Raw genomic sequence first — 14,887 nt, forward strand, 5'->3', positions numbered from 1 at the left:
GGCTGCCGCTCCCCGTGGTGCTGGCCTCGTCAACTGCGACGACGTGTGGTCCAGCGTCCCGACCGGTACCGGGTCGACCGCCTGTGGGCAGGGCGACTATGACGCCTAACGCATTGTCCTCATCCTCCTGGTGACGAACCGGCCATCATCTCAATCTGCCGGCAGCCCGCCTTCGAGGAGTTGCCGGATCGGTGGAGCCGGGGGTTACCCGTCGGCTTGTAGAGCGCACGCGAGGGCGCGCTATGACCGATTCGGCGATGTTGAGCGCGTGAAGCAGCGTTTCCAGGTGCGCCGCTGGCAGGGTGCCTGTATCCAAGCCGCATGCTGATACGAGCGCCGTGAGCTGGTTGGCCGGGCGACGGCCGGCGGCGGCTAGACAGGTGGCGTGAGTCAGTAGGTCGCGTGCTGCGTATCCGTCGCCGGCGGCGTGTTGGATCAGTTCGACGGCGATCTGCTCGGCGGCTGGGTGGTCTTTGCCGAGGGCGTCTAACAGGGTGAGGCCGAGCCGGGTCTGGAAGACGGTAAATCCGGGCTTGGCGGGCCCGAGGGCTCGGTAAGCAATCAGCGCCTTGCTCGCGTGCTCGTCCCTGAGATCGGGGCCTGCCGTCAGCAGGCGCAGGCAGGCGGTGACGGCGTCTTCCCAGGGTTCGCCGGGTTGGGTGGCATCGAGCATCGCGCGTGCCTGGTGTTGACGGCCTGCTGTGGCGTGGGCGATGACGGTGATCTGTCTGCCGTCGAGCATGCGAGCGCCGATGCCGTTGTATTGGTTGAGGCGGTGGCTGGCTTCGTCCCATCGGTCGGCGGTGGCGAGGGCGTGGGCGCCGGTGCCGAGCAGGATCGTCCACAGCCAGGTTCGTGTCTTCGTGTGGGCGCCGGGTGCATCGGTGAGCCGGGCGGCGGGAATGGTGAGGCCGTCGATGACGGTGTCGGTGCGGGTGTCGATGGCATGGAAGAGGGTTTCCAGCAGAGTCCAGGCGGTGGGGCCGTCGCCGGCGCGGATGTGGAGGCGGGCGAGGTTCACGATGGGTTCGAGTGCGTGCTGGGGATCGCTGCCGTGGTCGAGTGCGGCGGTGGCGAGTCGGTGGCACCAGGTGCGGGCGAGGTCGGGCATGCCGGAGTCGGAGGCAAGGAGCGCGGCGAGGTTGAATACTGCGGTCGCGGCGGCCACGTCGTCATGGTCCCGGGCGTTGTGGGCGCGTTTCTGGAGTTCGGCTACGCGCTGGGGTAGGGGTGTGCAGACGGGTCTGGTTCGGGCGATCAGCGGGAATCTGCGGGCGACGGCCGGGTTCACGAGTTACCGCCTGGGGTGTGAGTGCTGTGCGTGGGGTCGGGGCCGAAGATGACGGTCTTGGCGGCAGTGGCGAGGGCCGCCTGGTGCGGGCCGGGGATACCGCGCCGGTTCCAGGTGAAGATCACGTGGTGTGCGAGGGTGGCTCGCAGGCCGCGGCGCAGCTGTCCGGTCTGGTTGAGGTGCCGGAGGGTGTCCCCGGCGGATGTGTAAGCCTCGAATAAGGTGTGGCAGCTGGCCAGCGGCGCTCCGTGGCGGGTGAGGCTGGCCGGGTCCACCGTGAGGAGCCTTCTCGCGGCGTTGAGCAGGGAGTCGACGAGCGCGGGTTGGGGTGGGTCTCGGTGGTTGGCGACGCGTGCCCATACGTCGCCTTGTTCGTACCAGTCGAGGCCCGCCGCTCGCATCATCGTGGCGCAGAGCATGATCGACAGTTCGCGTTGGCGGCCGGGAGTGTGATCGCTGCTGCGGGTGAGTAGGTGGCGGCTGTCGTGGTGCCAGAGCCGGTGGGCGGTGTCCATGGCTGTGGTGCCACCGAAGGCGTGGGTCTCAGGCTCGTAGATGCCGGCGACGGCGGCGCTGATGCGCCGGTCGTGCCGCAGGCGAGCGAACTGGCTGGTCAGGTAGCGGTCGGCGTCTGACGTGGTGGCGGGGAGGTAGCGCAGCCGCCAGTTGTCTTTGCGTACGTAGAACCAGGTGGTGATGAGGTGGCGGGCTGCGGCTTCGGCCAGGATCGGCGCGAGATACATCCTGGCTGCCTGCTCTGCTGTCCGGGGGTCAGGAAAGGCGATCGTGGTCTGCCGCCATTCGGGTGCCGTCATCAGCGCGTTCCCTCGTCTAGCTGAGGGCGAGGAAGGCATCCCAGCCGGTGGCCGAGGTGCCGGTGGCGGCGGTGTGAAGGGCAAGCGCGGCTCCCGCCGTGCCGTCCATCAGCTCCGGATCGGCGTGGATGTCGGCCGCGAGCTGGGCGGCGAGTTCTGCGGCAAGGCCAAGTAGCTGGGCGGTGAGCTGGGCCGAGCGGCGCGGGTCGGTGCTGGTGGTAGCCATGCGGCAGGCGGACTGGAGGAGTCCGGCTTTGCCATGGCACAGGCCGATCTCGGGGAGTCGGTCGCGCTGGGTGGTGTCCCCTAGTACGGCGAGCATCGCGTTCTCCGCCTGCTGCTGGCGGGCCTTATCGTGCAGGGCGAGCCCGGCGAGTTGCTGGGCGCGGGCGATGCCTGGGGTGCCGTAGCACCAGGACGGCCGGTGCCGCCGTGGGGTGGCGTCGGGGGTGACGTAGCCGGGCCACCATGTTCCGGCGGGGTCGTCGTGGCGGTGGTGGTCGGTCCAGTCGCAGAGAGCGGCGAGGGCGTTGCGGGCTGCAGGAGTGTCGTGGCCGTGGAGGATGGCGTAGGCGAGCAGGGCGATGACCACGCTGATGCCGTGAGCCATGCCGATGTTGCCGTGACCGTGCGGGAAGTCGAGGTGTGGTGTGCCGCCGAGCCCGGACGGCAGCCACCACGGCGGCTGGACGGTGTGCTCGCTGAGGGGTTCGGTGAGGCGGGTGAGGTAGCCAACCAAGTCGTGGCTGACCCGGTGGTCGGGATGGGCGTGCAGGTGGTAGAGGCCGAGCCCGGTCACGCCGTGGACGAGGTCGAACTCGTACATCGTCAGCGGGTCGCGGCGGTCGATGCGGGCGTGGGCTGCGGCCAGCCGTTGCCGTGTCAGGGCGATCGTGGCGTCGTTGAGATTGGCGAAGGCGCGGCGGTAGCCGCCGAGGGGGCGGGCGGTGTGCAGCATGAACGCCAGCGCGGGGGCGCCGTGGAAGGGGTCGGCGTTACGACCGATGCTGACCGGCTCGCTGGCCGCGGCGCATATCCATCGGTGGGCGGTCGCTTCGTCGCCGTCTCCGGAGACGGCCCGCTCGATGTGCAGCAGGGCGATGCCTGCCGCGCCGCCGGCCAGCGATTGCGGCCGGGTCCGACCGTCGGGTGACGGGCCGACGATGGAGGGGCTGGCGAGTCTGGCGCAGACCGTCGCGAGCACATCCGACGATCTGGTGGTGAGAGTTGGGGTTGTCACGGGGTGCTCCTTGTCGTCCAGCTCAGCGCGGCGGCGCGGGCGAGGTGCAGGCAGGCTCGTTCACTGTCGAGGTCCAGTCCGGCGACGCGAACGTGGTGCAGGTGCAGCAGGTCAGGCAGCAGCTCGACCGGCGGGATGCCGCTGACGGTCGGCAGGCTGTCGCGCCAGTCAGCCACTGTGCGGCGGCGTTGGGCCCAGCGGTCCGTCAGGTTCTCGCCGCCGGGCAGGGACGTCACGGTGGTGGGGTCGTACGGGTTGGCCAGACGGATGGCTTGGTCGTAGACGCTTCTTGGGGGTGCTGGCCGGTGCGTGCGGGTACGGGCTATCAGCCATCGCAGGGCGTCCTGCGGGTCGCCGATGACTGCCGTGACGAGGTCGACCATGCTCGCGGCGGTCAACGCCTGCCACCCCGGCGCGGACCGTTGCGTGGTGACGGCCAGTTGGGCGAGCGCGGCTGCGGAGTCCGCCGCGAACACGGCTGTCGTCGCCTGGTACGCGGCCGGGCTGCCGAAGCGGCCAGGCTCGCCGAAGTCGGTGTCCCACTGGACTCGCCGGGTCAGGTCCGCGTCGGTCAGCTCTCGTGTCCAGCCGGTGATGGCGTCGATGGGCAGGCCGCTGATGCGCAGCCGCAGGTGCGGCTCGGGGTCGGCGTGGCGCAGGAACCACCACCTGCCCGTCGGCGGGAGTTGCCCGACAAGCCGAGGTAGGTGGGCGGTAAGGATGGTGGTTTGTTCCTCGAGCCGGGCGTAGATCTTCAGGTAGTGGTGGTCGCGGCTGGGCAGGCTGCCGTGGGTACGGACGTCGACCAGGGGGCTGGTGAGGCGGGGCGCTGGTGGTCTCGGGGTGGTGGCGGTCAACGGGATGACGATCTCGTGCGGGTGCCCGCCGATCCAACCGTCGCCTTCGGGGAGGAGACGCAGCAGGGCGGTGGGGTTGCGGGTCAGGTGGTCGCGTAGCAGCGCTCGGTGGGCGGGTTCATTCAGGTCGAGGCCGAGGGTCTGGTCGCCGGCACCGAGCGAGACGGCAGTAGGGCAGCCGGTGGTCTCCCGCCAGGTGGTGAGCGCTCGGTCCCAGTGCTGCCAGCCGGCTTCCCGGTCAGGCAGTTCGGCGGCGCTCAGGTGCCACCGCGCGGGGCTCAGAAGCGTCCGGCCGTACCGCAGCGCGGGCAGGAACGGCAAGCCCTTGGCCGCAGGCCCCCACTCCACTGGTGTGCACGGGGTGGCGAGTGCGATGGGCGCTTCGGCCAGGAAGCGGGCAAGTGGGTGGGCGTGCCGTACCGGCTCGACCGCGTTCACCGCGACCGGCTGCAGCGCCCGCCGGCGAGAGATCGACACCAGATACAGGCGGTACGCGTCGGCGGTTACCGCGATGTCCTCCAAGCCGATCGCCGCCGGCGACGGGGCGTGGTACTCGCCGACAGGAATCAGATGCGGCAGCACCTGGGGGACGCGGTTGACGTCCAGGCTGATGGTGTACCGGGTGACCGCAGACAGCTGGGCCAGCAAGGCTCCGACGGTGGCTGGTGGGCTGTCGGCAGCCCGGGAGGCGATCCGGTGGCGCTCGGTGGCGCCGAACATGTCCAGGAACCGGCCTGCGGTGGAGAACGCTCGCGGGGACGCCCGTACGACCGACAGCTGAAAGTCGCCGCCGGCGATGGCCTGGAGGGAGTCGGCGTGCACGCGCACGGTGAGTTCGGCGGTCGGCGGGATCTCGGTCGGCGCAGGGCCGGCCAACCTCTCCAGCAGGGCGTCGTCGAGGACGACCTCGTGTTCCCGGTGTAGAGCGGCACGTTGCGCCAAGGCAAGCAGCCCTCGGTCCCTGTCGGTCACGACGGCCGACGCATCGGTCGGCTCGCCGGTGAAGCCGTCCGGGTAGCCGAGGCCCACCTGGGCATCGATCGCATCCAGGATCGGGACGAGGGCGTGCAGGCCGTACCGGTCCAAGAAGCGCGCGTGCCAGTCCCGCCACCCCGCTGATATGGGCCGTGCGAGGCGGGTCAGCGCGGCGGCGGCGCGGCACGCCTCGGCCGTCACCGTCGTCGGCACCACGAGGTCGCAGTCCAGTCGCAGATCCACCCCGACCGCTTGCCCCGGGTGGATCGCTGCGGCGGCTCTGCCAAGGTCCCGACGGCAGGCGACACGTATGGCTGCGTCCGGCGCGCGGTCGTGTAGGGCTTTGAGATCGCGAACGCGACGCAGCGGATCAAGGATCTCGGCCACGTCGCCGCCGTCGGCTGGGGCGGTCTCCAGCTGATCCACCAGATGCGTCAGGGGGTCGGTCTCGGTCGACGGCGGGCGCAGGCTGGTCAACAGCAACCGCTCCGTCACCATCTGGCCGATCAGCCGCTGCGCGCCTTCGGGCGGCGCCCCGCAGTCGGCCGTCAGCTTGCCGGTGAGGTCGGCCCATCGGATCGGCGCGGCCGCCAGCGCCAGGGCTGCGCGGATCATGTCGGTGGCCTTGATGCGCAGATGCGTGGGCGCGCCCGCGGGGTCGGTCGTGGCGGCGCGGTACTCGAGCACCAGCTTGCCGCTGCGCTCGACCAGCAGGTTGTTGGCGCGCACCATCACGTGCTGGCGCAGCCGCGCGTCGGATTCCAGTCGATCGAGGACGGCGGCCAGCCAGGGTGCCTGGAGGCGGGCGACAGGGCGGTGAGCGGTGCCCCAGCGGATGCGTCCGGTGCGGCTCGCGGTGGCGGCGGCGACGCCGGCGAACAACCCGTACGGTGTGGCACGGGTCGTGGCGCGCAGCAGGTAGCGCATGACCGCGAGCACCACCCGGCGGGCGTCGGATTGCGACAGGCCGCCGTTGATGGCGGCGGTGGCCCGTTCGGCGAGGTCCGGTGACGCGTGGGCCACGGCTGCCGAGAACCCTGGAATCGTCAACGTGTCGGCAAGCCACGGCCGCCAATTGGTCGCCGAGTCGGGGCTGGTCAGGTCAGGCCATGCGCCGAGCTGGCCGGGGCGAAGCATGGCCGCCCGGAGCAGCAAGGCATCGTTCACGGTGCGGTACACGAGCCTCCCCAAGAGGCGTGATCATCTGCCTGTGGGTGAGGAGTGCCCGACCTTCGAGAGCTGGTCTCCCCCCGGGGCCGGGCACTCCTGACCGGATGTTGAAGGCTTGCCTTATGGCCTGCTCACGTGGACCGGGCTGGCCATCAGAGCGGGCCACCAGCGGATGCGGCTGGTCAGCAGCTGGTGCAGGCCGACGCGCAGGTGCTGCCGCAGTTGTCCTCGGTCATCTTGATGATGTGCTCGACGGTGCCGCCGGCCTCGATGAACTCGATGTCGAGATCGAAGTCGTCGAGGGCGCCGTCGTCGACGTCGGGCTGGACCGTGGCGAGATGGGTCATGACAACCTCCTGGTTGGGGTGATAGGTGTTCTCCGACGCTGCCCCGGCGTGGGCCGCTGAGGTGAGCGCCGAAGTCTTCTACGGCCAGGCGACGGCGAGGGCGCCGTGTCGCTTGGTGGTGTGCCAGCCGATCAGGCCGCTCGTGTCGGCGGTGTTCGGGTGGTAGGTGATGTGGGCAGCGCCGCGCCGGTAGTAGCAGTCCGCCCAGGTGCAAATCATCGCGAGCAGCTCGCCGGCGACCTGCTCGGCTTCCGGCCCGTGAGCGATGACACCGGTCTCGTAGCCGCTGGCGGTCTGCGGATTCTCCCGTTTGATGCGATAGGCGAAGCTGCCGCCGCGCACCAGCGCCGGGGTGCCGTTGCGTACCGTGGGGTTGACCACGCCCTGCTCGACCGCGGCCTGCGCGGCGTGCAGCATCGGCAGTTCCGGCCCACTGGTCAGCAGGTACAGCTCCAGCTCGTCGGGCATGTCGAACGGCGCGCCCGACCAGCTCTCCACGGGCTTGGTGTGGAGCGCCTTGCGCAGCGCCGGCACGTCGAACGTGAGGGCGCTGTTCTGATCGAGGCGCAGCCCGACGTCGGGGGTGACCGGGATCAGCTGCTCACTGGCGGCGCCGTCGCCCTGCATCGGCACGAACGAGCCGAGCCGGTAGTTGCCGGCCGTCAGCACCGGGCTGCCGGGGGTGCGGTCGAAGGCGATCAGGCGGGTGATCCCGGCGAAGCGCAGCGGCACGACGATCCGGCCGTCCGGGGTGAGCTGATCGAGCCAGGCGGGCGGGATGTCCCACGCCCCGACCGTGACGATGATCCGGTTATACGGCGCGTACTGCGCCACGCCGTGTTCGGCGTCGGCGAGCACGACGTTGACCTGCTCGTAGCCGGCCCTGTGCAGGCCCGCGCGGGCGCGATGCACGACGTCGGCATCGATGTCCACGGTCGTCACCGAACCGGTCGGCCCGACGATCTCCGCCATCAGGGCGGCGTTGTATCCGCCCGAGCCGATCTCCAGCACGTTCATGCCCGGCCGCACCTCGGCCAGTTCGAGCTGGATGGCCTGAATGTGCGAGGCCGAGACCACGCTGGTTTGGCGCCCCTGAGCGTCGATCTTCGGAACCAGGGTGGTGTCGGTGCGGTACACCTTCTCCAGCGGTTCGCCGGGGGCAAAGTCGTGCCGGGGCACCGCCCTCATCGCCGCGGCGACGCTGTCGCAGTTGATGAGACCTTCCTCTCGCAGCCTGTTCACCATGGCCTGGCGCAACGTGGTGGCGTCGTCAACCTGCGATGTCATCGGAATCCTTCGGGTCGGGGCTGCCGGACTGACGTCCCGCTTCGCCTTTGGATCTGGCTGGTTGGGTCGTGGAGACCTGGTCCAGCGAGGCTGGCTGGGGAGAGAATTAGCCGCTCGTGGGCCAGGGGCTTGTCACCACGCCGTGGGTTTTGGTCATGGCCGTGGGCGTCGGCGGGCATCTGGGAGCGGTCGCTTTCGGCGGACCGATAGGCGAATGTCGGAGGCGCATGTCCCGGCCTGTTCCGTGGTCGATCGCGGGACCGGCGTGTTCGGTGATGAGAGCGCCAGGGCTAGACATGGAAACCCTGCCAGCGGTTGTCGACCGGGCGAGCCGGGTTGATCGGCATGGCGCTGCCGCTGTCGCGGTGGGCGTTGCGGCGCATCGGGTGCAGGGTCGGCCCGTCGGGCAGGGCGATCGCGGGTCGGGGTGTGTAGCCGTAGCGGGTGAGCAGATCCTCCCCGCCTGAGGGGACGGTGGCCCAGGCGGGAAGGTCGATGCGGTCGAGGCGGCTGCGGTGGTGGGTCAGCATCGCGGTGCCACGGCCGGCGTTCTGGTTGTCGGTGCGGACGGCGAGGAACGCGAGGTGGTAGTGCGGTTCGGTGGGCTGTTTCAGGGACATCAGGCTGTCCAGCAGGTCGAATCGGCTGGCGTGGCCGGCGGCGGCGTCGGTGAGCCGGATGCGGTACTGCGCCGGTGGTGGGATGGGCCGGTAGCGGTGAAAGCCGACGATGGCGGCGGTGTGGTCATCGGTGAGGTGGATGTCGCCGAAGAACATGGCGTGTTCCACCCAGATCCCTAGGACGTCGGTGAGCACCTGGCGCCGCTGCGCAGGGTCGGGTACGAGCCAGGCGGCGAGCGGGGTGGGGTGGAGGGCGTCGGCGATCAGCGCGGCGACCGCGTTCTTGTCCGTCCAGCGTGCAGGACGGATGCGCACAGCAGGATTCATCGGATAGCTCTCCCCCTGTCACGCTCATCGGTAGGCGGCGGTGGCGAGGTCACCGACTGCGGCGTCGACGGCGGTGATGATGTCCCGCACTGTCCGGTGGTGTTGGTCGGCGATCGTTTTCAGCCGTCGGGTGAGGGTGGTGGTGTCGTCGTCGAGGTAGAGGTGCTCGGTGAGGCCGAGGGTGGCGACGAGGCCGGCGAGTGCGGCGGTGTGGTGGTCGGGTTGCTCGCGGCCGTGTGCGAGGTAGCGCAGGCGGGCTCTGGCGATGACTGGCCATTTGGTGTCGGTGGGCAGGTAGGTGTCGGTGCGGGCGAGCCCGGCGAGGCGGCGGCGGGTGTGTTGGCGGAGGATGCCGGCGGCGACGAGGCCGGCGCGGGTGCGCTCGTACAGGTCCGCGGAGAACGTGCGCAGGAATGCCTTCACGGGTGGTGGGGTGCGGCCGTGGCGGATGGCGGCGATGGCGGTGTCGCTGATCAGGTCGCCGACCGGTTGGTCGGTGTGTAGGCGGAGCCACCGCTCGCCGGTCGGGTGAGGGTCGGTCTGGGCGGCCTGGGGGTCGAGGGTGATTCGGCCGGTGAGGAACAGGTCGATCAGGACCGCGCCGGCCAGACCGAGCGCCAGGGCTTGCCGGTGGATGTGGGGGTGGCCGGTGTCGTCGTCGTGGCCGAGCAGGAACAGCTCGTCCCGCAGCGGCAGTCGAGGAACGCTCATCGCGCCACTCCCCCACCCAGCCGAGCGGCGAAAGACCGCAGCCGGGAGTGCACACCGCCATAGGCGGCTTCGGGCGCGGGCAGCAGCGCCTTGTCGACCGCGGCCAGGATCGTGTAGTTGGGGTCGCACACGTTGCCGATCGGCGCCCGCCCCGCCTGCGACACCAGCTGGTAGGCGTCCAGGGTGTCCAGGCCGGTCAGGGACTCGACCCAGCCGACGAGGTCGTGGTGGGCGATGCGGTAGGCGTCCTCCAGCGGGCGGGCGCAGCCGATCGACATGATCGCCGTGTCGGTTTCCAGACGCGGCCACACCGTCGGCACACCCTTGATCACCTCGATGGTGAGGGTTGTGCTGGTCGCGATTTCGACGCCGACGCCGCAGGCCTCGCCGTCGCCTTGGCGGCCGTGGCCGTCGCCGAGGGCGAGCATCGCCCCATGCACCCTCACCCCGAGATACAGGGTGGTGCCGGCGCGCAGTTGTGGGGTGTCGAGGTTCCCGCCGTGGACGTCGGGGACGATGGTGGAGCGGGCCTCCATCCCGCCGGGGGCGACCCCGATCGTGCCGATCATCGGCTCCAAGGGCAGGTCGACGCTGTGGTCGGTTTCGGTGGCCTGGAACCGCACGATCCCGGTCTGGCGGTCGATGCCGTACACCCACACCCGCTCTTCCAGCGGCGGCTGCAACGTGGCGGTGTGGGAGGTGGAGGTGAGGGCGCCGAAGTGCGGGAACGTCGAGGACACTCCCCAGTCGCGGGCGGGGGTGATGGAGGCGAGGTGGATGGCGAGGGTGTCGCCGGGCTCGGCGTCCTCGATAAAGAACGGCCCGGAGACGGGGTTGAGGTAGGGCATGCGGCACACCTGCGACGGCAGATCCGCCGGCCCCCGGACGAGCCCGCCGAAACAGTCCTCGGTGAAAACCTTGAGGACGTCGCCGGAGCGGAGGTGGGCGACGGGCATGCGTCCGCCGAAGGTGTAGGCGAGCTCGTCTCGCGCGGGCCGGTAGGTGATCTTCTCCATGCTGGTCACACCCTCTCCACGTCACGCCGCTGCTGCGAAGTCGCAGGCGCCAGACCGGACAGGACTGGTCGGCGTCCCGACAGGTACAGGCCGGCGAGCACGAGCACGCCGACGGTGAGCCAGGCCAGGCCCATACGTTGGGCGGCGATGTTGGCGTTCACCACCACGTAGGCCAAGATCGCGAACCCGACCGCGGGCATCACCAGGTGTGCCCACCAGTTGCGGCTGCGGCCGCGGATGAGGTGATGCACGACGACGGAGACGTGCAGGACGAGGAACGCGACCATCGCCCCGAAGTTGATCAGCGACGACAGCAGGGTGATCCCGTCCGCTCGGGTGGCCATGTACAGGCTGAGGACAAGGGACACGGCGCCGGTGAGCAGGGTCGCGTTGATCGGCACGCTCCGGCGGATGGACACCTTCGCCAGGAAGGCGGGCAGCTGCCGGTCCCGGGCCATCGCATACAACAGGCGGGAGGTGGCGACCTGGGCGACCATCGAGTTCGGCAGACCCCACGCCACCGCGGTGGCCGCCGCACACAGGGTTGCCAGCCAGCTCCCGCCGGTGGCTTGGGCGGCGTCGTAGAAGGCGGTGCCGTTCGGGTCCCCGTCGGCCAGTAGCCCGGACGGGTTGGGGACGAGCATCGCGGCCAGCCACGTCTGCCCGATGAACAACACCCCCGCCAGCACGAGACCCACGGCCATCGCCCGGCCGATCTGCCGCGCGCCGCCCTTGGCCTCCTCGGCCAACATGCTGATCCCGTCGAAGCCCAAGAAGGACAGCACGGCGATCGACACCGCGCCCGCCACCACCGACCACGTGAACGTGTCCGGGTTGTAGAACGCCTCCCCACTGAAGCGGCCCTTCCCGGAGGCGACAGCCCAGCCGGCGACGGCGATGAAGACCGCCAGGACGATCAGCTCGCCGACCAGCATCACCCGAGTCACCACCGCGGTCATCCGGATCCCCACCGAGTTCACGATGGTGTTGACCGCGACGAAGCCCAACAGCCACGCCCACACCGGCACGGCGGGCACGGTGGTGTGCATCGCCACCGACGCCACCAGATACAGCAGCCCCGGTACGAGGACGTAGTCGAGGAGGATCACCCAGCCGGCGAGGAACCCGACCGGCGGGCTGATGCCCCGGCCCGCGTAGTTGTAGACGCTGCCCGACATCGGGAACGCCTTCACCATCTGCGCGTACGAAAACGCCGTGAATACCAGCGCCACGACGCCGATCGCGTAGGCCAGAGCCGCCATCCCACCCGAGCCGGCATACACACTGCCGAAGATCGCCATCGGCGCGATCGGCACCATGTACACCAGCCCGTACGCCACGAGGTCGCGGAACCGCAGCTGCCGGGCCAGTTCCTGCCGGTAGCCGTAGTAGGCCAAGTCATCAGAGGTCGTCATCTGCGCTCCTGACGAGGGGATAGTGCGGGTTGTGTGCGCCGGAGCCGAACTCTCCGGAAGATGTTCGGGAGACACTGCGGCGGCTGCTATCTGCGGAGGAGCAACCGAGAGGATTGAATGGCCTTCGTCGGTCGGGAGTGCGTCCGGCGCATTCACTCCTCCTCATGCGAGCGCCCGGCATTGATGAGTAGTTCGCGGGCAAGTCAACGATCACCGAACGACGCGGAGCTGGGAATGCCGACCTGCGGTCCGACCTCGCGGACCTACTTGCGCTCCGACCAGCACGTGACCTGCGAAAACATGCCTGACTACTAACGCGGCTACGCAGCGATCCTGCCCGCCACGGCGGCAGATTCGAGCCCGCCGCCGCAGTCGCCGCTCGCGTTCGTCCCCAGCGCCCGGTGCTCGCCGCCGATGGGCCGCGATACGAGCCCGCTATTGATGAGACAGTGATGCGACGGGATTCATGTTGGCGATGCGAATCCGCAAATTGCCACGGAGCGAGTAGCGAAACAGGAGCCTCTCGCGCTGTGGCCCAGCCGGAACGCGCTGGGCTTGGAAGGCTTGCGACGCCTATGTCGGCGGCAACGCTCAGGGCGTGCTTGACGCTGAGTGCGCCCGCCGTAACGATGGCGGCAGCGGGTGACGTGACGCGCGTCCACACACCTTCATGAGTTCAGCCTGGCCCACGGGGAGGATGAGTCAGTGCCTCGGCATCCGGAGACGCTGATCACGCCGAACACGGTACTCGCCGAGAGACGTGCCGGTCTGCCGTCGCCCCGGCGTCCTGGGCAGCGCATGTCCCGGGCCGAACTAGCCGACGCCGTCAACGCTGCGCTCGACCGCCTCTACCCCGGTCGGAGCCTCACCGCCCACTACGTTGATTACCGCTGGGTTGGCAAACTCGAACGTGGAGAACACCGCTGGCCCAGCCGGGAACGCCGCGCCGCCCTCCGCGAGGTGCTCGGAGCCGCCACAGACGCCGACCTCGGCCTCTACAGCCCACGACGCACTGCTGACCTCAGCTCTCCCCGAGGGTTAAAGGATCAGCCGGGCATCGGCCCATCGACTCATATCAACGATCAACTTCTCTATGGCGATCTCGATGCGTGGCGACGCGAACTCGACCAACTGATCGCTCAGCCCACCCGCACCTGGCCTGAACTCGGAGTCCGCGTGCGCGAGCACCTCGATATCCTCGAGCGTCTCCAACGCGACGGTGCCAGATCGCACCTCGCGCCTATTGACGCCCGCTGGTCGGAGTTCATGAGCTGGATCGCCGACAACACCCTCACCCATCCCGACGGGGCGGCGTGGCTGGACCGATCGCACCACCGCGCGGCGCAAGCCGACGACCGGCCACTCACTGCCTACACCCTTATGCGGCGAAGCCAGCGCGCCCTCGACAACGGCGACATCCGCGCCGCTATCAGCCTCTCACGCCGGTCCTTGACACCAGGCCCAGTCCCCGCCCGCACCCGCGCATTGTGTCTAACCCGCGCGGCCGAAGCACTCGCCGCCAGCGGCGACGATGCCGGCACCTTCACCACAATCACGACCGCCCGGCGTGAGGTGCTCAACGCCGGCACCGACGCCGACGAAGACGACTTCGCCCAACACTGCGACCTGCGCTACGTTGCCGCAGTCGAAGCCCGCTGCAGGCACCTGCTCGGCGACCCGGCCTCCGCCGCCTCGATCCTCGAGGAACTCCTCAACGGACTGGACGCCATCGTTCCGCTCGATGCAGGGCTCTGGCATGCCCACCTAGCTGAGTGCTACCTGCACCACGACCCCGAACGCGCCGCGGACCACGGAATGACCGCGCTGCGCCTTGCAGACGAGACCGCCTCCTACCGTGTCATCCGGGCAACCCAGCCACTCGCGATAGCGCTGCGCCGGCAGGGCGCCCTGCCTTCGGTGCGGGCCTTCATCGACACGCAGCGCGCCGCAGTGACAAGGCAATGCCAAGATGAGCAGCATGGACCTGCTGCCGCTCATGACCAGCACCGACATAGCCGCCCGTGCACCCGAGGTAGCGATCTTGCCCATTGGTAGTTTTGAGCAGCATGGTTCGTTCCTGCCGCTGGCTACCGACACAATCGTCGCGACCGCGATAGCAGCAGCCATCGCACGGCGGCACAACGTCCTGTTCCTGCCACCGATCACCCTGTCGTGCTCCCATGAGCACGCCGGCTGGCCCGGCACGGTCAGCATCAGCCACCAAACCCTCTCAGCCATAGTCGAGGACGTCCGAGCCTCGCTCAGTGCACGTGGGATCACCCGGCTGGCCATCGTCAATGGACACGGCGGCAACTACGTGCTGTCCAACATCGTGCAGACCGCCAACGCCACGGCGCCCGGCTCAATGACGCTGTTCCCCACCCGCGCTGATTGGAGCAAAGCGCGGCAGCACGCCCGGTTGGACAGTAACGCGCACGACGATATGCACGCCGGTGAGCTGGAAGTGTCCATCCTTCTGCATGTACAGCCCGACGCGGTCGGCGAAGACTTCGCCGATGGCGACCACGCTGCCGACGACCGGTCAATGCTGCTAGTCCACGGGATGGGGGCCTACACGAAGACCGGAATCATTGGCCGCCCGTCAGCAGCTACCGCAGCCAAAGGTCAAGCCCTACTCGCAAGCCTTGCGCAGTCATTCGACGATCATCTCGCCGCCCTGCTAGCCAAACCGTAAGCCCCGAGAAGCTCGACAAGATCCGCCTGCGCTGGAAGGTCAAGGTGCACGCTCCCTGCCACCACCATCACTACAGCAGCACACCAGCGCCCGGCACATGACCGCACCGTTCTCGGTAGGA

General features: G+C 69.3%; 12 protein-coding genes. 2 read left to right on the forward strand and 10 right to left on the reverse strand.

Translation table 11 applies throughout. The features are described 5' to 3' along the window. Positions 1-145: 145 nt before the first annotated feature. The 10 genes from OG994_RS11925 to OG994_RS11970 form a co-directional block, all read right to left on the reverse strand. A complete protein-coding gene (locus OG994_RS11925; RefSeq protein ID WP_328853234.1) occupies positions 146-1,168 on the reverse strand; it encodes a hypothetical protein in 1,023 nt (340 codons plus the stop codon). Between the two features lie 119 nt (positions 1,169-1,287). Then, a complete protein-coding gene (locus tag OG994_RS11930; protein WP_328853235.1) occupies positions 1,288-2,106 on the reverse strand; it encodes a thiopeptide-type bacteriocin biosynthesis protein in 819 nt (272 codons plus the stop codon). Between the two features lie 16 nt (positions 2,107-2,122). Then, a complete protein-coding gene (locus tag OG994_RS11935; RefSeq protein ID WP_328853236.1) occupies positions 2,123-3,346 on the reverse strand; it encodes a lanthionine synthetase C family protein in 1,224 nt (407 codons plus the stop codon). Beyond that, on the reverse strand, positions 3,343-6,357 hold the full coding sequence (locus OG994_RS11940; RefSeq protein ID WP_328853237.1) for a lantibiotic dehydratase: 3,015 nt from the start codon (positions 6,355-6,357) through the stop codon (positions 3,343-3,345). Before OG994_RS11940 ends, OG994_RS11935 begins: the two co-directional genes overlap by 4 nt. A gap of 173 nt (positions 6,358-6,530) precedes the next feature. Beyond that, positions 6,531-6,695: an FxLD family lanthipeptide gene (locus OG994_RS11945; RefSeq protein WP_328853238.1), complete on the reverse strand. Its 165-nt coding sequence runs from the start codon at positions 6,693-6,695 to the stop codon at positions 6,531-6,533. Between the two features lie 78 nt (positions 6,696-6,773). Then, a complete protein-coding gene (fxlM, locus tag OG994_RS11950) occupies positions 6,774-7,952 on the reverse strand; it encodes a methyltransferase, FxLD system (protein ID WP_328853239.1) in 1,179 nt (392 codons plus the stop codon). A gap of 320 nt (positions 7,953-8,272) precedes the next feature. Then, positions 8,273-8,929, reverse strand: coding sequence for an N-acetyltransferase (locus tag OG994_RS11955; RefSeq protein ID WP_328853240.1), 657 nt, complete (start codon positions 8,927-8,929; stop codon positions 8,273-8,275). A gap of 24 nt (positions 8,930-8,953) precedes the next feature. After that, complete coding sequence (locus tag OG994_RS11960) at positions 8,954-9,640, reverse strand: GOLPH3/VPS74 family protein (RefSeq protein ID WP_328853241.1); 687 nt, start codon at positions 9,638-9,640, stop codon at positions 8,954-8,956. Next, positions 9,637-10,665, reverse strand: a complete 1,029-nt coding sequence (locus OG994_RS11965) for an acetamidase/formamidase family protein (RefSeq protein ID WP_328853242.1) — start codon at positions 10,663-10,665, stop codon at positions 9,637-9,639. Before OG994_RS11965 ends, OG994_RS11960 begins: the two co-directional genes overlap by 4 nt. After that, positions 10,662-12,071: an APC family permease gene (locus OG994_RS11970; RefSeq protein WP_328853243.1), complete on the reverse strand. Its 1,410-nt coding sequence runs from the start codon at positions 12,069-12,071 to the stop codon at positions 10,662-10,664. The genes OG994_RS11965 and OG994_RS11970 overlap by 4 nt, the downstream gene beginning before the upstream one ends. A 705-nt stretch (positions 12,072-12,776) precedes the next feature. Here OG994_RS11970 and OG994_RS11975 point away from each other — a divergent pair. Then, entirely contained in the window at positions 12,777-14,126 is a 1,350-nt protein-coding gene (locus tag OG994_RS11975) for a hypothetical protein (protein ID WP_328853244.1), read from the forward strand. Beyond that, positions 14,050-14,766 carry a creatininase family protein gene (locus OG994_RS11980; RefSeq protein WP_328853245.1) on the forward strand — a complete coding sequence of 239 codons (717 nt, stop codon included), beginning with the start codon at positions 14,050-14,052 and terminating at the stop codon, positions 14,764-14,766. Before OG994_RS11975 ends, OG994_RS11980 begins: the two co-directional genes overlap by 77 nt. Positions 14,767-14,887: the final 121 nt, after the last annotated feature.

The sequence above is a fragment of the Micromonospora globbae genome (genome assembly GCF_036184225.1).
GTDB lineage: Bacteria > Actinomycetota > Actinomycetes > Mycobacteriales > Micromonosporaceae > Micromonospora > Micromonospora globbae.

Coding starts and splice junctions, on each gene's coding strand:
- OG994_RS11970 (WP_328853243.1), bottom strand. CDS start 12,071: ATGACGACCTCTGATGACTTGGCCTACTACGGCTACCGGCAGGAACTG.
- OG994_RS11945 (WP_328853238.1), bottom strand. CDS start 6,695: ATGACCCATCTCGCCACGGTCCAGCCCGACGTCGACGACGGCGCCCTC.
- OG994_RS11955 (WP_328853240.1), bottom strand. CDS start 8,929: ATGAATCCTGCTGTGCGCATCCGTCCTGCACGCTGGACGGACAAGAAC.
- OG994_RS11930 (WP_328853235.1), bottom strand. CDS start 2,106: ATGACGGCACCCGAATGGCGGCAGACCACGATCGCCTTTCCTGACCCC.
- OG994_RS11980 (WP_328853245.1), top strand. CDS start 14,050: ATGGACCTGCTGCCGCTCATGACCAGCACCGACATAGCCGCCCGTGCA.
- OG994_RS11960 (WP_328853241.1), bottom strand. CDS start 9,640: ATGAGCGTTCCTCGACTGCCGCTGCGGGACGAGCTGTTCCTGCTCGGC.